Origin of the sequence: Roseobacter sp., assembly GCF_039970775.1 — a bacterium.
Classification (GTDB): Bacteria; Pseudomonadota; Alphaproteobacteria; order Rhodobacterales; family Rhodobacteraceae; genus Roseobacter.
Genome location: NZ_JBDVLG010000026.1, coordinates 1 through 18,864, shown reverse-complemented (window position 1 = coordinate 18,864; position 18,864 = coordinate 1). Strand labels below are relative to the sequence as shown.

Genomic DNA, 18,864 nt, shown 5'->3' with positions numbered 1-18,864 from the left:
CTATACAGCCGCTGCTTGCAAAAGGGTGCGGGTATAGTCTTGCTGCGGGTTGTCGAAGATCGCATCAACATCGCCCGTCTCGACCACATCACCACGCCGCATCACCATGACCTGATGCGACATCGCGCGCACAACCTTGAGGTCATGACTGATAAAGATATACGCCAGCCCGTATTTGGATTGCAGATCGCGCAGCAAATCAACGATCTGCACCTGAACCGTCATATCCAAGGCAGACGTCGGCTCATCCAAAACCAGTAAACGCGGGCGCAACACCATGGCCCGCGCAATCGCGATCCGCTGCCGTTGGCCGCCCGAAAATTCGTGGGGGTACCGGTCCATCGTGGCCGGGTCGAGCCCAACTTCTTCCATCACCTCGCGCACCAAATCACGCGGATCACGATCTGCGTCGACCTTATGAATACCCAGCCCCTCAGAGATAATCTGGGCGCAGGTCATACGTGGCGACAGCGACCCAAACGGATCTTGAAACACGATCTGCATGTCTTTCCGCAGGGTGCGCAACTGCCGCGTGGACCATTGCCGCACGTCCTGCCCCATAAAGACAATCTGCCCTTCCGACGCTATAAGCCGCATGATCGCCAACGCAAGCGTGGTCTTTCCAGATCCGCTTTCACCAACGATCCCAATGGTTTCCCCGGCCCTGACGCTAAAGCTGGCCTCATTGACAGCTTTGACATGGCCCACCGTTTTGCGCAGGAGACCCGCCTGAATAGGAAACCAGATCTTCATCTTTTCAGTCTGTGCGATAACCTCGGCGTTTTCGGGCACGGGTTCCGGCGCACCCGATGGCTCCGCACTCAGCAATTTGACGGTATAGGGGTGTTTGGGCGCGTCGAAAATATCGGCGGTGGCGCCGGTTTCCACAATTTCACCGTGTTGCATCACACAAACGCGATCTGCGATGCGCCGCACGATGCCCAGATCATGGGTGATGAACAACAACCCCATGCCCAACCGGTCTTTGAGTTCTTTCAGCAGGTCAAGGATCTGCGCCTGAATGGTTACATCCAAGGCTGTCGTCGGTTCATCCGCGATCAGAACGTCGGGTTCATTGGCAAGGGCCATGGCGATCATCACCCGTTGCCGTTGCCCGCCAGATAGCTGATGCGGATAGCTACCAATCCGGCTCTCGGCGTCTTGGATGCCCACCTGATCCAGCAGTTCCAAAATACGGGCGCGCGCCGCCGCCCCGGCCAGCCCCTGATGCAGAGCAAGGCTTTCACCAAGCTGTTTTTCGATGGTGTGCAAAGGGTTCAAAGACGTCATCGGCTCTTGGAAAATGAAGCTAATGTCATTGCCACGCACCCGGCGTAGGGCGGTCTCGTCTGCGCCAATCATCTGCTGCCCATCATAGGTGACGGACCCAGAAACCTGCGCACTTTCGCCCAACAGCGACACAGTGGATAGAGCCGACACAGATTTACCTGACCCCGATTCCCCCACCAAGGCCACGGTTTCACCACGTTCGACCGCAAAGCTCACGCCCTTGACGGCCTCGGTGACACGTCCGTCTTGCCGGAACCCAACCCTCAGGTCTTTGACCTCTAACAATGCGCTCATGAAAAGGTCTTTCTTGGGTCAAAGGCATCACGGATGCCCTCGAAAATAAACACCAGCAACGACAACATGATCGCAAAGGTAAAGAACGCCGTGAAGGCCAGCCAAGGAGCCTGCAGGTTTTGTTTTGCCTGCAACGTCAGCTCTCCGAGTGACGGCGCCGAAGACGGCAAGCCAAACCCCAGAAAATCAAGGATCGCCAAGGTCGAGATCGTGCCTGTAATGATAAACGGCAACATCGTCAGCATCGCCACCATCGCGTTGGGCAGCATGTGGCGGAACATGATCGTCACGTTGCTCACCCCCAACGCCCGCGCCGCGCGCACATATTCCAGATTGCGCGCGCGTAAAAATTCGGCGCGCACCACACCCACCAGCGATGTCCAACTGAACAGCACCAGCAAAATCACCAGCAACCAGAAACTGCGCCCCAAAATCGCGAACATGATGATGATCACGTAAAGCGACGGGGTAGAGGACCAGATCTCGATGACCCGTTGAAAAATCAGATCCGTTTTGCCGCCAAAGAACCCCTGCACAGCGCCTGCGATGATCCCGATCAGACTGGCCGCGCCCGTGACGATCAACGTAAACACAATCGACAGGCGGAACCCATGGATAACGCGCGCCAGCACGTCGCGTTTTGTGCCATCGGTGCCCAACAGGTTTTCACCGTTGGGCGGCAGTGGTGCCGCGCCGGGGCGGTCTACGGCGGTGTTAAACGAATAGGGGATCAGCGGCCAGATAGTCCAACCCTGTTGGATCTGCGCGCCATCGATCACCCCGTCTTGGGCGTCTTCGATATACCCTTCGGGGTCGTCAAAACATAGGTCGATCCCGCCAGTTTCGATCAGACATTGCACCTCTGGGTCGCGGTAGACGGCTTCGGTTTGGAAATCCCCACCAAAGGCTGTTTCGGGGTAAAAATTCCAGATCGGCGTGTAATATTCACCGCGATACTGCACCAAGATCGGTTTGTCGTAGGCGACAAATTCCGCCATCAGCGACACGGTGAACAGCACCGCAAAGATCCATAGGGACCAAAACGCACGCCGGTTGCGTTTGAAGTTGCGCCACCGTCGTTGGTTGAGAGGGGACATCGCCATCAGCCTTCTCTCCGCTCAAAATCGATGCGCGGGTCAACCAGCACATACATCAAATCAGACAAGATCCCCACCAGCAGGCCAATTAGCCCAAAGATAAACAGCGTCCCGAACACGATAGGATAGTCACGCGCGACGGCCGCCTCGAACCCCAACCGGCCCAGCCCATCGAGGCTAAAGATCGTTTCGATAATCAGCGATCCACCGAAAAACACGCCGATAAATACCGCCGGAAACCCGGCAATCACGATCAGCATCGCGTTGCGGAACACATGGCCATAAAGCACCGCCCGTTCTGACAAGCCCTTGGCCCGCGCCGTGATGACGTATTGTTTTTTGATCTCATCCAGAAAGCTGTTTTTTGTCAGTAACGTCAGCGTGGCAAAGGCCGAAATGGTCGAGGCCAGCACCGGCAATGTGATGTGCCAGAAATAGTCCGCGACCTTACCCAGTGGGCTGAGCTGGTCGAAATTGTCAGATGTCAGTCCTCGCAGTGGGAAGATTTGCCAATAGGACCCCCCCGCAAACAGCACCAGCAGCAAAATAGCGAACAAAAACCCAGGGATCGCGTAGGCCGCGATGATCGCCGCGGACGTCCAGGTGTCAAATCGGCTGCCGTCTTTAACCGCCTTGCGAATGCCCAAGGGGATCGACACCAGATAGGCAATGAGGGTCGACCAAAGCCCCAAGGTAATCGACACGGGCAGCTTTTCCTTGATCAGATCAATGACCGAAATCGACCTGAAATAGCTCTCTCCGAAATCAAAGCGCATGTAGTTCCAAAGCATGTTGAAAAACCGCTCAACCGGGGGTTTATCAAAGCCGAATTCCCGCTCTAGCTCTGCAATGAACTCGGGCGGCAGCCCGCGCGCGCCGATATATTGGCTGTCGGACGCGGTGTTTAGCTCGTCCGCGCCCGCGTCATTGTTATTGCCCGCAAAGCCGCCAAACACGTCCCCGCCCCCCTGCGCGCGGGCAATCGCCTGCTCTACAGGGCCGCCCGGCACGAATTGCACAAGCGCAAAATTGATCAGCATGATCCCCAGCAGCGTGGGAATGATCAGCAATAATCGTCGAACGATATAAGCGCCCATAAAGCGGTTACCTCAATGCTCCGGCGGCGCGCAGGGCGTCTGCCTTGTCCTGATCATACCACCAAAAATCGAGGTACCCGAGGCTATAGGGCGGGATTTCGGGGTGCGCGTATTGATCGTAGTACGCGACCCAGTGAGACGGGTTAAACCACAACGGGATCATGATAAATTCGTGCCGCAACGTGCGGTCCAATGCCATCAGGGCTGCGGTTTCTTCTTCGCGCGTGTCCGCATTGAGGGCCACATCAATCAACTTATCCACCAACGGGCTGGCCAACCCAGCCGGGTTAAACAGCGAAAACGCGGCATCTTCTGACCCAAACCGTTGGCTCAACCCGGTGCCCGCCGCCAAGAAACTGGAATAGCTGCCATGCACCAGATCATAGTCGCGGTCACGTTTGCGGGCAGTGTATTGCGACGGATCCACCTTTTCAAACCTCACGGCGATACCCAGTTTTTGGGCATTCGACACGAAATTTTCCATGACAGCCGTGATCGTGGCCCCCGCGGCCGAATTAAACAAGTAGTTCAACGTCAGCGTGGTGCCATCGGCGTTGCGGCGCACCCCGTCATCCCCGACTGTCCAGCCCGCTTCGTCCAACAATCGCATGGCGATGCGTGCCTGACGTCGGTCAAACAACCGATCGGGGTTAGAGACATGCGGAATGCGCGCGGCCTCTGTCAACATCACAGAAGGCACCAGATCACCAAGCGACGTCAGCAGCGCCAATTCATCACCCGTGGGGGTGCTTTCGGCCATCAAGGGCGTGCCTTCGGTGAATGACGTGCGTTGATTATAAAGCCCGTATTGCAGGCTCTCGTTGGTCCATTCGAAATTATAGGCCAGTGCGACGGCCTCGCGCACACGTTGGTCTTTCAGGATCGGGCTGGCAAGGTTGAACACGATGCCTGTGGGTGTCGGCGGATTGCCATTGGGCAGTTCTTTTTGAACCACTTGCCCCGCGCGCACCTTGGGGAAGTCATACCCCGAGGCCCACCGCTTGGAATCTCCTTCGGAACGGAATGTATATTCGCCGGCTTTGAACGCTTCAAACGCGGCCGTATCGTCGCCGAAGATCTCCAACCGCAGGCTGTCAAAATTGTGCCGCCCTTGGTTGAACGGCAGATCCTTACCCCAGTAATCGGGGTTACGTTTCAACACGATACGCCGCGAGATATCCACGGAATCGACCACATATGGCCCCGACCCCGGAGGCGTTTCAAGGCGGCTTTCGTCCAGACGCGCCCCGGTTTCATCGTACCATTTTTTCGACCACGCAGGCACCGTTCCAACTTGTTCGATCAAGCTGCGGCGCGAAATACCGTCTGCAAAGTAGAATTTGATCGTGTGGTCATCCAACACCTCAACCTTGGGGATGGACCGGCGCACACTGTCTGCGTAGGATTTAAACCCCTGATCCAAAAGCAAGTTATGGCTAAATTCGATATCATGGGCAGTCACCGGCGTGCCGTCAGAGAACTGGGCCTCGGGGCGCATGTGGAAAATCACCCAATCCTTTGAGGGCGGGTATTCGACGCTTTCGGCCAAAAGCCCATAGTATTCCCCATAAACATCCGCGGGCGCTGCGGTGCCAGCGCCCCCCTCACCCAACAGGCTTTCGTACATAAAGACTGAAAACGCATGCGCCCGCCCTTGGCGCGCGTAGGGGTTCATCGAATCAAGCGCGCCCACAAAAGAAATGGCCAGCTCGCCGCCCTTTGGCGCATCAGGGTTCACGTAGTTAAAATGGGGGTAATCCGCAGGATACGACAGATCTCCGTAGAACGAGTAGCCGTGGCTGACGATGGTTTCATCTTGCGCGTGCAGTGGCCCCGCCGCGATGCCGGTGGCCACAAACATCAACGCCCCAAAACCGCGGCGCGCGCGGTGCCATACGGCTGTTGGTCTAAGAGATCGGGCCGGGGGGTGTGTCATTTGGCATATCCTCTGGTCTAGCGCCGTCTCAATCGGCGTCTGCGTCGTTAACCATGTAAGCTAACGAGACATCACGCCAAGTTACAAGTTGCGAAAATGTGATCGGTGGGTCAGTGCCATCCGAACACAACAAAAAAGCCGCCTGTTTCTTAACAAGCGGCTTTTTGGTTAATTTGTCGTTAAGATCAGTTGTCGAGGCTGTCCAGATACGCGATCAGATCGGCGCGGTCTTCGACTTTTTTAAGGCCCGCAAAGCTCATGGAGGTGCCCGGCGCGTAGGACGATGGCTTTTCCAGGAACCCGTTCAGGTTCTCTGGGGTCCAGTCGCCTTCCATGGATGCGATTGCCTCGGAATAGCTAAACCCGTCGACAGATCCCTTATCGCGCCCGACGACACCATACAAATACGGGCCTACAGCGTTCTCGCCTTCTACCAGTTTGTGGCATGCGGAACACTTGCGAAAGACCTTCGCACCAGATTCGGGGTCGGCAGAGGCGAGGATGGTTGCGAAATCGACCTCTTCGACTTCTGCGACATCGTCGCCGCCTTCTACTTCGATGACGTAAGAGGCCTCACCGTGGCTGTCCATATGGTACAGCTCTTCGGCGGCCCATTTACCTAGTAGAAACACCAACAGGGCGCCACAAACGCCGCCAGCTGCTTTGGTGAAGGTCATTGTGTCAAGCATACTCAGTGATCCGTTCCTATGGGTTTGACGGGTATCTATTGCTTCACCTTACCGGTGGCAAGGTGTAGATACCGCGACCAATCGACCCCGCATAGTCCAAAAAAGCCAAGGATCACTTAATGAGCACCGTTTCCTCCGTTCGGATCGCGTTTCAGGGCGCATTAGGGGCCTACAGCCACGAAGCCTGCCTGAATGCGCGCCCCAATGCCGTGCCGGTGCCATGCGATACCTTCGAAGACGTCGTCCGGGCGATGCACGACGGTGCCGCCGACCTTGCCATGCTGCCGGTGGAAAATTCCACATATGGGCGGGTGGCCGATATCCATTCGCTGCTGCCACGGTCCGGGCTGCACATCATCGACGAGGCCTTTGTGCGCGTGCGAATCCATCTGATGGCGCCCAAAGGCACCCCATTGGAGGCCATCAAACATGTGCGCGCGCATCTGGTGTTACTACCGCAAGCGCGCAGTTTTCTGGACCAACACGGCATCACCAGCGAGGCCGCCGCCGACAGTGCGGGCGCGGCCGCCGAATTGGCCCAAACGCGCGAACCCGGCGTGGGGGCGCTGGCCAGTGCTGTGGCAGCAGACCTGCATGGGTTAGATATTCTGGCCCGCGACATCGAAGACATGCAACACAACACGACCCGGTTTTTGGTGATGGCACATGCGCCCGACCTCACCCGTCGGTCCGACAAAATGATCACCAGCTTTGTCTTTGAGGTGCGCAACATCCCCGCCGCGCTTTATAAGGCTATGGGCGGGTTTGCGACCAATGGCGTCAACATGACCAAGCTGGAAAGCTATATGGTGGGCGGTTCATTCACGGCGACGCAGTTTTATGCCGACATCGAAGGCCACCCCGATGACCCCGCCGTCAAACGCGCCCTAGAAGAGCTGGATTATTTCACCAACATGATCCAGATCCTTGGCGTTTACCCCGCCGACCCCGGACGCGACTAACGCCGCTTTACCGCAGGTTTCGATATTGACGTTGAGCGATGCGCAGATGCTGGGCGATGCGATCTTTGTAGGTGCTATTTATCCGCGGTTTGGCCAGCTTTAGCGATTGCAACAACAACCGCGCCACCAGCGTGGATGCGCGCATCTCAAGCCCCACAATCACGCGCGTGCGGTCCCGCGATAGGGCCACCAGATCCATGCGCGTGGTGCCATAAAGCCCCTGCGACACGAAATCCACCACCAGACGCTCGCCGGGGGTGTATTCAACCACGACCAGTTCAACATCTCTGCGCCGGCCGCCCACCTCAAATGTCGCCTTCCACGCCATCCCCACACCCGGTGTCCGGACATCACCGACCCGGCGCACAACGGCATCGCGACGCCGGGCCGCGCGTTCCAGCTGTGTGAAATCGGACAAGGCGTCAAAGGCCACCGCGATCGGTAGTTTGATGATCTCTTGCGTCGAGAGTTTCATGACACCAGCGCCCCCATCGTTCCGCCCACCCGGTCAGTCCAACCGATCCGACAGCCAGTTTTCCAACAGGAAATGCGCAATAGCCCCTTTGCGCGCAGGCGAAATACGGGGGTGATCACCGGCAAAGATCGTCATCATGTCTTCGCGGCTGACCCACATGGCATCTTCGATCTCTACGGGGTCGATGGTGATCTCTTTGCTCAGGGCCTCGCCCGCATAGCCAAACATCAAAGACGCAGGAAACGGCCAGGGTTGGCTGGCCAGATAGCGCACCGCACCAACACGCACGCCCGCTTCTTCAAAGACCTCGCGGCGCACCGCCGCCTCGAGCGTCTCACCCGGCTCAACGAAACCGGCCAACAGCGAATACATGCCCTCGGGCCACGCAGGCGAGCGCCCCATCAAAACGCTGTTGCCATGGGTGATCAGCATAATCACAACCGGATCCGTCCGCGGGAAATGCGCGGTGCCACAGATCGGGCATTTGCGTTGCCACCCGGCCTGTGTGGGTTCAGATTTGCCGCCGCATTTTGAACAAAACCCATGGCTGTCGTGCCATGCGATGACGGCCTTGCCCGTGGCGGCCAGTTCTGCGTCGCGCGGGCTAAGCCACGTCATAACGCGCCGCAGTTCAAGAAACGCACAGGTGTCTGGCAAATCGGGGTGGCGCTGTTCGCTGGGGTCCTGAAAGCCGCCCAATTGTGTCTCGTCCAGACCCTCTGGGGTCCACGCCGACAGATCAAACGCAAACAGGTATGTGCCCTCTTCGCGGCCCAACATTATGGGATCAAGCGCGGCAGTTGCCAGCACCGGATGATCCATCGGCAGGCGGATCAACTGTGCGTGGTCGCCTGTACTGACCAACGGTTTACCACGCCAAAACAGAACCGCGCGGGTCTGCGGGGCACTGTAGGCTGCGGCGACGGCCGCGGCGTCTGATCTGATCTCGCCCGCGCGGTCCAGCGCAGATCCGCCAAAAGTCACCGTTTCTGCGTGTTTCATGTATTTCCTCATTAACTGATGCAGGACTGGCACGCAGACGCCGCTGTTTCAAGAACTAAGCGCGGCGTGGTGTCGCAAAGGCTTGCCAACCCCCGCGCGATCTGATGGAAATAAACTCGTGCAAAAGTTGAATGAACGCAGAGCAGGTACCTGCAATTCCTCCGTGGGGGGTGCATCAGAGGCGATGACAGATCGGCTGTGCCTGCGGTTATTGGCGACCAGCGACCTACATATGCAGCTCATCGCCTACGACTACGTCAAAGACCGCCAAACAGACGGTGACAGCCTGGCGCGTCTGGCCACCCTCATTCGCAGCGCGCGCGCCGAAGCCGAAGATGCAGGCGAATTATGTGTGCTGCTCGACAATGGAGACACCCTGCAAGGCAGCCCGTTGGGCGCATTTTTGGCGCAAAAATCCGTCTCGCCGCATCCGATGATCGCAGCCATGAATATGTTGGGCTACGATGCCGTGGGGTTGGGCAATCACGACTTTGATCATGGCATAGACCATCTGGCCCGCTGCATCACCGAATTTGAAGCCCCTGTTGTGTGTTCCAACATGACATCTGATCGTCTGCCCGACCTCAAACCCTACGCTGTGCTGCAACGCACTGCACGATTGACCTCTGGCGGGTCCGTGCAATTGCGAATCGGTATCGTGTCGGCGCTGCCGGAACAAACTGCCACGTGGAACAGACAGCATCTGGACGCCTCAGCACAGGTTACGCCGCCCCTGCCCGCCCTGCAAAACGCCGCACGGCGCGCCAAAGCAGACGGGGCCGATATCATCATCGCCCTCGCACATATGGGCATCGCGCAGTTCGACGAAGGCGATGAGGCGCAAAATCAGGCGGCAGATGTTTCGGCCCTGCCCGAAATCGATACCGTCATCGCCGGGCACACCCATCTGCGATTCCCCGGCCCCGACCACCAAGGTGCGCAGGGCGTTGATTGCATCACGGGTCTGATCGCACAAACTCCGGTGGTGATGCCGGGCTGTGGCGGGTCAGATCTGGGTGTGGTGGATTTGAACCTGGAACGCGGCGTGCGCGAAGACCCTTGGCGCACCACCAAGCAGCACGTGGTGCTGCACAAATTGACCGACGACATCCGCGAAGATCCGACCATTGCGACATTGGCCAACGACGCGCATTTTGCCACCCGCACCGATCTTGCATGCCCTGTTGCCCATCTACCAGAACCGATGCATAGCTACTTTGCATTGGCCTGCCCCAGCCTGGTCCCTGCCCTCATGGCTGCGGCAAAAAAGCACGCGATTGCGACCGCCGTGGCGGGCAGCAATCTGGCCAAGCTACCACTGCTGGCAGCGACGGCCACACCCGCAACCGGTGGTTTTGACGGGCCCGGGAACTTTATCTCGTTGCCTGCGGGGCAACTGCAACGGCGGCATGTGGCGGGGCTGATCCCATATGCCAATCAGGTCTGGGCCGTAACAGCGACCGGCGCGCGCATTGCAGATTGGCTGGAACGGTCCGCGCTGATTTTCAACGTGCTGCACGCTGATACGCCCGACCAATTGTTGGTCGACCCCCAGGTGCCCGGCTTTCGGTATGATGCGATTTACGGGCTGACCTATGACATTGACCTGACCAAACCGTCCCGGTTTGACGGCGCTGGCCGGACCGTCAAAGGGCGCGCCGGGCGGGTGTCGCAGATCATGTGGAACGGGCGGCCCTTGGACCCCGAACAGGAATTTCTGGTGGCCCTGACAGATCACCGTGCCGGAGGGGGCGGGACGTTTCGACCCTTTGAGGACGACGACATTATGGTACGCAATGAGGCGCCCCTTGATCAGGCCTTGATGGAATATCTGTCCGACCCCAATGCCGTGCTCAAACAACACCCCGCGCCGTGGCGGTTTGTGCCCTGTCCGGGTGTCAGCGCCATTTTGAACACCGCACCAGACGCCCTGAACCACCTTGAAGATCTGGCGCTGATGTCCCCAGAACCTTGCGGCTTTACCCAAGACGGGTTTGCAAGGCTGCGGCTACATCTTTAGCCATCGCCCTTGCACCTTGCGGGCCGCTTGACTATATGACCCGCCGAGAGGTTGGCGCGGGCGAGCGCCTCGCCAACCCGGTCAGAGCCGGAAGGCAGCAGCCGTAACGAGCCCCGCTTGGGTCGTTGTCCAGCCTCTCACCTTGCGCCCTTTGTGGGCGCGGCGGATTGCAGATAGCGCCGCGCGTTCCCCAGACATAATCGCACGTGCGCCGTTTTTGGCGACCGGAATACCGCGAACTGCCGCTTGGTTGCTGGACGTCCCTTGGCGGACGCTCTAGTTTGATCTTAGCCCCGGCAAAGAGAGCACAGCATGCAAGACGGCACATCCGCGTATCAGGTTCTGGCCCGCAAATATCGCCCTGAAACCTTTGCCGATCTGGTGGGGCAGGATGCGATGGTGCGCACGTTGAAAAACGCCTTTGACGCAGACCGAATAGCGCAGGCCTTCATTATGACGGGCATCCGCGGCACCGGTAAAACCACCACCGCGCGGATCATCGCCAAAGGCATGAATTGCATCGGTCCAGATGGCACACGCGGCCCCACCACCGAACCCTGCGGCGTGTGCGAACACTGCACGTCGATCATGGAAGGCCGCCATGTGGATGTTATCGAGATGGACGCCGCATCCAACACCGGCGTCGCCAATATCCGTGAAATCATTGATTCGGTACATTACCGCGCGGCTTCGGCCCGGTACAAAGTCTATATCATCGACGAAGTGCACATGTTGTCGACGGGCGCGTTCAACGCGCTTCTTAAAACGCTAGAAGAACCCCCCGCGCATGTGAAATTCATTTTCGCGACGACCGAGATCCGCAAGGTGCCGGTAACGGTTTTGTCGCGCTGCCAGCGGTTTGACCTGCGGCGCATTGAACCCGAGGTAATGATCGCATTGATGCGCAAGATTGCCGCCGCCGAAGGTGCCGGTATTGCGGATGATGCCTTGGCGTTGATCACCCGTGCGGCTGAAGGGTCGGCCCGCGATGCGACATCATTGCTGGACCAAGCGATCAGCCATGGCGCGGGCGAAACCACCGCGTTGCAGGTGCGCGCCATGTTGGGGTTGGCCGACCGTGGGCGGGTGCTGGATCTCTTTGATATGATTTTGCGGGGCGACGCGGCGGCTGCATTGACCGAACTGTCGGGGCAGTATGCGGATGGGGCAGACCCGATGGCGGTACTGCGGGATTTGGCCGAAATCACCCACTGGGTTTCGGTTGTGAAGATCACACCCGAGGCCGCCGAAGACCCCACGGTGTCACCAGAAGAACGCAGCCGCGGCCTGACCATGGCGGACGCCTTGCCAATGCGCGTGCTGACCCGGCTGTGGCAAATGCTGCTGAAGGCTTTGGATGAGGTCGCGAGCGCACCCAATGCGATGATGGCCACCGAAATGGCGATTATTCGACTGACGCATGTCGCGGACTTACCGAGCCCCGAAGAATTGGTGCGCAAGCTGCAAGATACACCGCGCCCCTCAACGCCGGCGCCTGGTGGCCCCGGAGGGCAGCCTGTGCACAGCACAGGTGCGCGTGCCGCGGGCGGGGGGGCCTCGGCTGTCGCCTCGGCCCGCATGTCAAATGGGGCGGGTGCGGGCCCTGCAACAGCGCAGGCGTTGGAGGTGGACGCGGCACTGGCCCGGTACCCGACGTTTGACCATGTGGTGGAGCTGATTCGGGCCAATCGTGATGGTAAACTATTGGCGGATGTAGAGACGGACGTTCGGTTGGTATCTTACCAACCCGGACGCATCGAATTTGAACCCACCCCGCGCGCGCCGCGAGATCTGGCCCAGCGCCTTGGCCAGCGGTTGCAACTGTGGACAGGCAACCGGTGGGCGGTCACGTTGGTCAGCGAAGGCGGCAACAAGACGATTGACGAGGTACGCAACGCCAAAAAATATGCGTTAGAAGAAGAGGCCAAAGCCCATCCGATGATGCAGGCCGTTTTGACGCAATTCCCCAAGGCTCGGATCACGGATATTCGCACGGCCGATCAGATCGCAGCGGCGGCTGTTCAAGAGGCCCTGCCTGAGGTGGAAGACGAGTGGGACCCCTTTGAGGACGACTGACCCACGGGGCGGCTCAAACAGGCTGATCCATCGCCCGTTGCGTGCGCGGTGGTCGCCCAAAGCAAAACACAGTAGTGTCACCGCAACGATGACACACACACAGCGACAAGAAGGATCACGACATGTTTAAAGGACTTGGTGGGCTTGGCGATATGGCTGGGATGATGAAAAAGGCCCAGGAAATGCAGGGCAAAATGGCCCAACTGCAAGATGACATGCACGGCATTATGGTCGAGGGGTCGTCGGGTGCGGGGCTGGTCAAGGCCACCTGTAGCGCCAAGGGTGAATTGAAAACGCTGGATATCGACCCGTCGATTTTCAACGGTGACGACAAAGAGGTGGTCGAAGATCTGATCCTTGCTGCGATCAAAGACGCACAGGGCAAAGCGACCGACCGGGCTCAGGAAGAAATGGCGAAGCTAACCGAAGGCCTTGGCCTGCCCGCCGATATGAAACTGCCGTTCTGAACGCATCATACCGGGGCCCCCGACCCGTTTGGGCGGGCCCCGTGTCTCTTGTACCTCCCTTTGCGGGCCTTTTGCCCACACCGGCAGCCACGAACATGCGCCCCCGAGGCATCCGCATAAAAACCCGCGCCAGAACAAGGCCTCCCCCCCGTGAGCAGTACCAAAGACATTGATGCGCTGATTGAGCTGATGGCCAAACTGCCGGGCCTTGGGCCACGGTCGGCCCGGCGGGCGGTGCTGCACCTGATCCGCAAACGCAGCCTGCTGCTGACGCCGCTGGCCGATGTCATGCAGGTCGTTGCGGCGACCGCGCGCGAATGTCTGAACTGTGGGAACGTGGGCACGTTGGATGTCTGCGATATCTGCACCTCAGAGAAACGCGCGAATGGCGAATTATGTGTGGTCGAGGACGTCGCAGACCTGTGGGCGATGGAACGGTCGGGCGTGTTCAAGGGCCGGTATCACGTGCTGGGCGGGACGCTGTCGGCACTGGATGCCATCGGGCCCAACGAATTGCGCATCCCCCGGCTGCTAGACCGCATCCCCAGCGAAGGCATCACAGAGGTTATTCTCGCGCTGAATGCCACAATCGACGGTCAGACCACCGCGCATTATATCGCGGATCAGCTCGAGGGGCAGGTCACGCTGACCTCGCTGGCGCAGGGCGTGCCTATCGGCGGCGAACTGGACTACCTGGATGATGGCACCATCACCGCCGCGATGCGCGCCCGCAAGGCGTTGTAGCGGCTAGGGCTGCAGAATGGCCCGCACGCGGTCTTGGAGACGCGGCACAACGGTTGCCTCAAACCATGGATTTCTCTTGAACCACCGATTGTTGCGCGGACTGGGATGCGGCAAGATAAAGGTGCCATCACGGCCATCCGCGCTGTGTCGCACCGCATCGGTCACCGTTGCGCCCCGCAGAGATGGCACGTGCCAAGCGATGGCATATGCGCCCAAGATCAAGGTCAGCTGCACGTCGCCCAATCTGTCCAGAACCGGCCGGCGCCATGTGGTTGCACATATCTTGCGGGGCGGGGCGTCGCCGCTTTTGGCGCTCCCCGGAAAACACAGGCCCATCGGGAAAATACCGACCCTGGGGTCTTGGTAGAACTGGTGCCTGCCGACACCCAGCCACCCGCGCAGCCTATCCCCAGATGGGTCATCAAACGGCCGCCCCTTGATGTGCGCAATCCGTCCGGGGGCCTGACCTGCGATGAGGATCTGAACCGTGTCAGTCAGTTGGAACACCGGTTTGGGCCCCAACGGTAGATCCTGACACAGGGTGCAGGCGTGCATCGCCCGCGTCAGGGTCGGCCAGTCCGTCATGCGGGGGCCCGGCGGTTGTTCGTGACTGAGAATACGTGCATCGGTCCCATATCCGCGCCCACCCATAGCGATGTTGAGGATGTGTGAGCCGCCCACCCCTCCCCGGCGGACGGCTCTTTCCCTACGCGACGCAGTCCTTGGCAGAGGACCGCATCAAGCGGCGGAAACCGTGTTGGTCAATTGCACGATACACACGTCCTATACGCCACGATTGTGCGAAAAACAATCCATAGTACGCAACGCACAACCCTTGCGCGAGTATCCCCAAACGTACCGGCCCTAGGCGCCGTCAACGTCCGGATCAGGCGGGCCCAAGGGGCCCACCCGTCATAGCGTGAATTAGGCCCCAGACCGGTTGCTGGCGTCATCATCTTCGTCGTCCACATCCCCGCCGGGAAGGTTAAAGAAGCTGTCCGCATCTGCGAATGTTTCTTTGTCATCTTCGTCATCTGTATCATCCGACAACGTGAACGTCTCGAGCCCCTCGATCGCGGTAGGCACCTTGGGTTCAGTGTCCATCCCGAGGCTCTGCTCGGTGCTGACCAACTTGCGGCGCTCGTCGTCGCTCATGACGGGGCCATCTGCGGCTTTCTTGGCCGCTGCTTTCTGTACCGCGCCATCCAGTTCGGACTGTTTGCACAGCCCCAATGCGACCGGATCGATCGGCTGGATGTTGGCAATGTTCCAATGGGTCCGCTCGCGGATGGCCTGAATGGTCGGCTTGGTGGTGCCGACAAGTTTGCTCACCTGCCCATCGCTCAATTCGGGGTGGAATTTCACCAACCACAAAATAGACGCAGGACGGTCTTGGCGCTTGCTTAGCGGTGTATACCGCGGACCACGGCGTTTTTCTTCGCCCTGTGCTGCCGCGTTGTATTTCAGTTGCAGCTTGTGCAGCGGGCTGCGTTGGGCCGCATCGATTTGGTCTTGGGTCAGCTGGTTGTTGGTCACCGGGTCAAACCCTTTGACCCCCTGCGCCACATCGCCATCTGCGATGCCTTGCACTTCCAGTTCGTGCATGCCGACGAAATCGGCGATTTGCTTGAAACTGATGGTCGTGTTGTCCACCAGCCAGACGGCGGTGGCCTTGGCCATGATCGGTTTTGCCATTGTCTTCACTCCTGTCTACCTGCGTGAGCCCACAATTCTCCCGTCGCCTGAAAGGGCTGTCCCGAGGGTCGGAACGGTTTCCATTGTGGGGGAACTTGTGTTGTATATAGGCGCGTAAGTTGAATAAGGAAAGACCCAATGCGCGCAGCCCTATTGTGGCTTTTGATGGCCCTGCCCGCCACCGCCCAAGATCACCGCGCGGGGGTGTTTGACTATTTTGTCCTCAGCCTCAGCTGGTCGCCCACGTGGTGCACACTGGTTGGCGACGCGCGTGGGTCAGACCAATGCGCGCCACGCCATGACCACGGCTGGATCTTGCACGGGCTCTGGCCACAATATGAAACCGGCTACCCCGAATACTGCCGGACCAACGCGCGCGCGCCTTCCCGCGCCATGACAGCCGGGATGGCCGATATCATGGGCACGTCGGGGCTGGCGTGGCACCAGTGGAAGAAACACGGCGTGTGCAGCGGCCTGACGGCGGCCGATTATTACGCCCTGTCCCGCGAGGCCTACGCCAGCGTGACCCGCCCGCCCGTTTTCCGGCGCCTCGACAAATCTGTGCGCCTGCCGCCCTCTGTGGTCGAAGAGGCGTTTTTGGAGGCCAACCCCCAGCTGACCCCGCGACGCATCACGATCACCTGCAAAAGCGGCCATATCCAAGAGGCCCGCGTGTGCCTGACGCGGGACCTACAGCCACGCACCTGCGGGGCCGATGTGATCCGCGACTGCACCGCGCCAAAAGCACTGTTCACGCCGATCCGGTGAGGACGCTTCGTCTCATTATATGGGTTGCCGTGATCAACATCGCGCTACCGGCGGCGATAGGTTTAGCCTTGGATTCGCTGCCCTTTCACCAAGCCAGACCTCTCGTTTTTCTCTTATGCGTTATCGTGATTTTCACGCTCAATGAACACACCGGTCTTACGCGAAAATGGCTATGGCCCCTTCAGGCATTCAACCTGATATCAGCGCTCCTCTTCGGAACGCTGACCATCTTTCGCGCGATACCGGTTTTGCAGGCATTGCTCAAATCACTCTTGGCGGGCTAGCCCCCCGCAACCTGCAAGGCGATCTTGCCGATATGCGCAGAGCTTTCCATCCGGGCGTGCGCCACGGCGGCGTCTTCTAACGCAAAGCTCTGATCCATCACCGGGGCGACGCGCCCGGCAGCCAACAGCGGCCACACCTGTTGACGCAACTCCTGCGCGATACGGGCTTTGGCCAGATCACTTTGCGGGCGCAGTGTGCTGCCGGTTATCGTCAGGCGCCGCATCATCAAGGGCGCAAGGTTGATGTCAACCTTCGGGCCGTTCAAAAACGCGATCTGTACAAGGCATCCGTCATCGGCCAAGGCCTTGAGGTTGCGCGGGATGTAATCCCCACCGACCATATCCAAAATCACATCCGCGCCGCCATGGTCACGCATCACCTCAACGAAATCCTGATCGCGGTAGTTGATCGCGACCTCGGCGCCCAACCGCGCGCACGCGGCGCATTTTTCATCTGACCCAGCGGTTGCAAAAACACGCGCGCCAAATGCATGCGCCAGCTGAATGGCCGTCGTGCCGATGCCCGACGACCCGCCATGCACCAAAAATCGCGCGCCCGCCTGTAGCCCACCGCGGGTGAACACATTGGACCACACCGTGAAAAAGGTCTCGGGGAGGCAGGCCGCTTCTTTTAGGCCCATCCCATCCGGTACGGGCAGACAATGGGCCGCAGGCGTCGCGACGTAATCTGCATAACCGCCACCAGGCAACAATGCGCAGACCTGATTCCCCACCGCAAAACCCGACACACCCTGCCCAACCGCTACGATATGCCCTGACGCCTCAAGGCCCGGCAAATCACTGGCCGTCGCGGGTGGCGCATATAAACCCGCCCGTTGCAACGCATCGGGGCGGTTCACACCGGCCCAAGCGACCTTGATCACGACCTGCCCCTGCGCGGGTTTGGGCATGGGCCGATGCGTTAGCTGCAACACCTCCGGCCCGCCAGGTTTTGTGATTTCGACGGCGCGCATCATGTCTGACATGGGATCATCCTTTTTGTTGCCGCATGCCTAACAGCACCAGCCCAAATGGCAAAGCCACGCGGCCACATCTGCCCGATCAATCGCGCGGCGCGGTCCAACTGCCGGGGAATTCCATTTTGGGCATGCGCGTGGGGGCTTTGATCTGCCGCATGAGCCAGTTTGGCCCTGCCATCAGCCGGTTCAGCGCAGGCGTCTCACGCACACGGGCCTTGAGTTTCTCAATCCGCATGACGTCTTCGATCCGCCGGTCCAAAAACGCCCATGTCGCCGCAGTGTCGGGGCTGTCATCGCCCAACCAATACAACACCGTCGACGAATACACCCCGCTTAGGGTGGCGCGTTTCGTGTACCAATTCACGTCATCCGATGTGTCGCCCAACGCGTTCCAGATCGCATCAGATGTGCCCCAAATCAACTTGGCGCCATCAGCGGCGTACATGGGCAACGCAAAAAGCGTGCTGCCCCGGCGCACCGCCTCTTTGTCGGTCACCGCTTCGATCCGAAAACACACCGCCGCCGCGACTTTTTCGCGGAATTTCATCATGGACATGTCTTCGGCCTTCAACCGGGCCTCCATCGCGGCATCCCCTTGCTTGTGGAACGCAATGGCCAGATCAACCGCCCCGCGCGGGCACATGGCACGGGCCACGGTGGCATCGACATCCGCGTCGCGAATCGCGGCCTGAAACGTGGCCTCGGACCAACCATCAAACGGGACGTGCGAAAGCGCTGCATCCAAAAGCTGTGTCTTTGCAAGATCATAGGATGTGGGCATAGAAGTTCTCCTTGGCGAAAGGGGCGTTGCACTAGACAAGATAGCACACTCTTGCTATATGCCCACTTCCTGCAAATCCTTGCAACTCAACTTAGAAAGGTGGTGAAAACCACATGCAGGTTAGTGTTCGCGACAATAACGTCGATCAGGCGCTTCGTGCCCTGAAGAAAAAGCTACAGCGTGAAGGTGTCTTCCGTGAAATGAAGC

The 18,864-nt window shown here is 59.2% G+C and carries 18 protein-coding genes and 1 other RNA gene; 8 read left to right on the top strand and 11 right to left on the bottom strand.

Annotated elements, in window-relative coordinates; translation table 11 throughout:
• From ABJH13_RS05435 to ABJH13_RS05415, 5 genes are all read right to left on the bottom strand, one after another.
• Nucleotides 1-1,584 carry an ABC transporter ATP-binding protein gene (locus ABJH13_RS05435; protein ID WP_348405203.1) on the bottom strand — a complete coding sequence of 528 codons (1,584 nt, stop codon included), beginning with the start codon at nucleotides 1,582-1,584 and terminating at the stop codon, nucleotides 1-3.
• Nucleotides 1,581-2,687 (bottom strand): ABC transporter permease, encoded by a 1,107-nt coding sequence (locus ABJH13_RS05430; protein WP_348405202.1) that lies wholly within the window; start codon nucleotides 2,685-2,687, stop codon nucleotides 1,581-1,583. Before ABJH13_RS05430 ends, ABJH13_RS05435 begins: the two co-directional genes overlap by 4 nt.
• Nucleotides 2,687-3,778 carry a microcin C ABC transporter permease YejB gene (locus ABJH13_RS05425; RefSeq protein ID WP_348405201.1) on the bottom strand — a complete coding sequence of 364 codons (1,092 nt, stop codon included), beginning with the start codon at nucleotides 3,776-3,778 and terminating at the stop codon, nucleotides 2,687-2,689. Before ABJH13_RS05425 ends, ABJH13_RS05430 begins: the two co-directional genes overlap by 1 nt.
• A 7-nt stretch (nucleotides 3,779-3,785) precedes the next feature.
• Nucleotides 3,786-5,639, bottom strand: a complete 1,854-nt coding sequence (locus ABJH13_RS05420; RefSeq protein ID WP_348405329.1) for an extracellular solute-binding protein — start codon at nucleotides 5,637-5,639, stop codon at nucleotides 3,786-3,788.
• A gap of 260 nt (nucleotides 5,640-5,899) precedes the next feature.
• A complete protein-coding gene (locus ABJH13_RS05415) occupies nucleotides 5,900-6,403 on the bottom strand; it encodes a cytochrome c family protein (RefSeq protein WP_348405200.1) in 504 nt (167 codons plus the stop codon).
• Nucleotides 6,404-6,522: 119 nt separating this feature from the next.
• Here ABJH13_RS05415 and ABJH13_RS05410 point away from each other — a divergent pair, with 119 nt between their 5' ends.
• A complete protein-coding gene (locus ABJH13_RS05410) occupies nucleotides 6,523-7,365 on the top strand; it encodes a prephenate dehydratase (RefSeq protein ID WP_348405199.1) in 843 nt (280 codons plus the stop codon).
• 7 nt (nucleotides 7,366-7,372) lie between these two features.
• Here ABJH13_RS05410 and ABJH13_RS05405 read toward each other — a convergent pair whose 3' ends face one another.
• Nucleotides 7,373-7,840, bottom strand: a complete 468-nt coding sequence (locus ABJH13_RS05405) for an SRPBCC family protein (protein ID WP_348405198.1) — start codon at nucleotides 7,838-7,840, stop codon at nucleotides 7,373-7,375.
• A 33-nt stretch (nucleotides 7,841-7,873) separates the two neighbouring features.
• Entirely contained in the window at nucleotides 7,874-8,842 is a 969-nt protein-coding gene (gene nudC, locus ABJH13_RS05400; protein WP_348405197.1) for an NAD(+) diphosphatase, read from the bottom strand.
• Between the two features lie 118 nt (nucleotides 8,843-8,960).
• Between nudC and ABJH13_RS05395 the strand changes: the two genes are divergently transcribed.
• The 5 genes from ABJH13_RS05395 to recR all read left to right on the top strand — a co-directional run bounded on the left by ABJH13_RS05395 (nucleotide 8,961) and on the right by recR (nucleotide 14,149).
• Entirely contained in the window at nucleotides 8,961-10,862 is a 1,902-nt protein-coding gene (locus ABJH13_RS05395; RefSeq protein WP_348405196.1) for a 5'-nucleotidase C-terminal domain-containing protein, read from the top strand.
• A gap of 44 nt (nucleotides 10,863-10,906) precedes the next feature.
• Nucleotides 10,907-11,005: signal recognition particle sRNA small type (gene ffs / locus ABJH13_RS05390), an RNA gene on the top strand.
• 169 nt (nucleotides 11,006-11,174) lie between these two features.
• On the top strand, nucleotides 11,175-12,938 hold the full coding sequence (locus ABJH13_RS05385; RefSeq protein ID WP_348405195.1) for a DNA polymerase III subunit gamma/tau: 1,764 nt from the start codon (nucleotides 11,175-11,177) through the stop codon (nucleotides 12,936-12,938).
• A 122-nt stretch (nucleotides 12,939-13,060) separates the two neighbouring features.
• Nucleotides 13,061-13,405: a YbaB/EbfC family nucleoid-associated protein gene (locus tag ABJH13_RS05380; RefSeq protein WP_348405194.1), complete on the top strand. Its 345-nt coding sequence runs from the start codon at nucleotides 13,061-13,063 to the stop codon at nucleotides 13,403-13,405.
• 150 nt (nucleotides 13,406-13,555) lie between these two features.
• Entirely contained in the window at nucleotides 13,556-14,149 is a 594-nt protein-coding gene (recR, locus tag ABJH13_RS05375; RefSeq protein WP_348405193.1) for a recombination mediator RecR, read from the top strand.
• A 3-nt stretch (nucleotides 14,150-14,152) separates the two neighbouring features.
• Here recR and ABJH13_RS05370 read toward each other — a convergent pair whose 3' ends face one another.
• Nucleotides 14,153-14,734 carry a uracil-DNA glycosylase family protein gene (locus ABJH13_RS05370; RefSeq protein WP_348405192.1) on the bottom strand — a complete coding sequence of 194 codons (582 nt, stop codon included), beginning with the start codon at nucleotides 14,732-14,734 and terminating at the stop codon, nucleotides 14,153-14,155.
• A gap of 339 nt (nucleotides 14,735-15,073) precedes the next feature.
• Nucleotides 15,074-15,844: a DUF1013 domain-containing protein gene (locus tag ABJH13_RS05365; protein WP_348405191.1), complete on the bottom strand. Its 771-nt coding sequence runs from the start codon at nucleotides 15,842-15,844 to the stop codon at nucleotides 15,074-15,076.
• A 138-nt stretch (nucleotides 15,845-15,982) separates the two neighbouring features.
• Here ABJH13_RS05365 and ABJH13_RS05360 point away from each other — a divergent pair, with 138 nt between their 5' ends.
• Complete coding sequence (locus ABJH13_RS05360; protein ID WP_348405190.1) at nucleotides 15,983-16,612, top strand: ribonuclease T2; 630 nt, start codon at nucleotides 15,983-15,985, stop codon at nucleotides 16,610-16,612.
• 280 nt (nucleotides 16,613-16,892) lie between these two features.
• Here ABJH13_RS05360 and ABJH13_RS05355 read toward each other — a convergent pair whose 3' ends face one another.
• A complete protein-coding gene (locus ABJH13_RS05355; RefSeq protein WP_348405189.1) occupies nucleotides 16,893-17,882 on the bottom strand; it encodes an NAD(P)H-quinone oxidoreductase in 990 nt (329 codons plus the stop codon).
• Between the two features lie 76 nt (nucleotides 17,883-17,958).
• Entirely contained in the window at nucleotides 17,959-18,657 is a 699-nt protein-coding gene (locus ABJH13_RS05350; protein WP_348405188.1) for a COQ9 family protein, read from the bottom strand.
• A 113-nt stretch (nucleotides 18,658-18,770) separates the two neighbouring features.
• On the opposite strand from ABJH13_RS05350, the gene rpsU reads away from it, so the two are divergent.
• The coding region (gene rpsU / locus ABJH13_RS05345) for a 30S ribosomal protein S21 (protein ID WP_348322485.1) at nucleotides 18,771-18,864 on the top strand (94 nt) is incomplete at its 3' end.

Excerpts from the sequence above, each read along its gene's own strand:
- ABJH13_RS05380 (WP_348405194.1), top strand. The coding sequence starts at position 13,061 with ATGTTTAAAGGACTTGGTGGGCTTGGCGATATGGCTGGGATGATGAAA.
- ABJH13_RS05420 (WP_348405329.1), bottom strand. The coding sequence starts at position 5,639 with ATGTTTGTGGCCACCGGCATCGCGGCGGGGCCACTGCACGCGCAAGAT.
- nudC (WP_348405197.1), bottom strand. The coding sequence starts at position 8,842 with ATGAAACACGCAGAAACGGTGACTTTTGGCGGATCTGCGCTGGACCGC.
- ABJH13_RS05410 (WP_348405199.1), top strand. The coding sequence starts at position 6,523 with ATGAGCACCGTTTCCTCCGTTCGGATCGCGTTTCAGGGCGCATTAGGG.
- ABJH13_RS05415 (WP_348405200.1), bottom strand. The coding sequence starts at position 6,403 with ATGCTTGACACAATGACCTTCACCAAAGCAGCTGGCGGCGTTTGTGGC.
- ABJH13_RS05360 (WP_348405190.1), top strand. The coding sequence starts at position 15,983 with ATGCGCGCAGCCCTATTGTGGCTTTTGATGGCCCTGCCCGCCACCGCC.
- ABJH13_RS05425 (WP_348405201.1), bottom strand. The coding sequence starts at position 3,778 with ATGGGCGCTTATATCGTTCGACGATTATTGCTGATCATTCCCACGCTG.
- ABJH13_RS05370 (WP_348405192.1), bottom strand. The coding sequence starts at position 14,734 with ATGACGGACTGGCCGACCCTGACGCGGGCGATGCACGCCTGCACCCTG.
- ABJH13_RS05350 (WP_348405188.1), bottom strand. The coding sequence starts at position 18,657 with ATGCCCACATCCTATGATCTTGCAAAGACACAGCTTTTGGATGCAGCG.
- ABJH13_RS05435 (WP_348405203.1), bottom strand. The coding sequence starts at position 1,584 with ATGAGCGCATTGTTAGAGGTCAAAGACCTGAGGGTTGGGTTCCGGCAA.
- ABJH13_RS05430 (WP_348405202.1), bottom strand. The coding sequence starts at position 2,687 with ATGGCGATGTCCCCTCTCAACCAACGACGGTGGCGCAACTTCAAACGC.
- ABJH13_RS05405 (WP_348405198.1), bottom strand. The coding sequence starts at position 7,840 with ATGAAACTCTCGACGCAAGAGATCATCAAACTACCGATCGCGGTGGCC.
- ABJH13_RS05355 (WP_348405189.1), bottom strand. The coding sequence starts at position 17,882 with ATGTCAGACATGATGCGCGCCGTCGAAATCACAAAACCTGGCGGGCCG.
- ABJH13_RS05365 (WP_348405191.1), bottom strand. The coding sequence starts at position 15,844 with ATGGCAAAACCGATCATGGCCAAGGCCACCGCCGTCTGGCTGGTGGAC.
- ABJH13_RS05385 (WP_348405195.1), top strand. The coding sequence starts at position 11,175 with ATGCAAGACGGCACATCCGCGTATCAGGTTCTGGCCCGCAAATATCGC.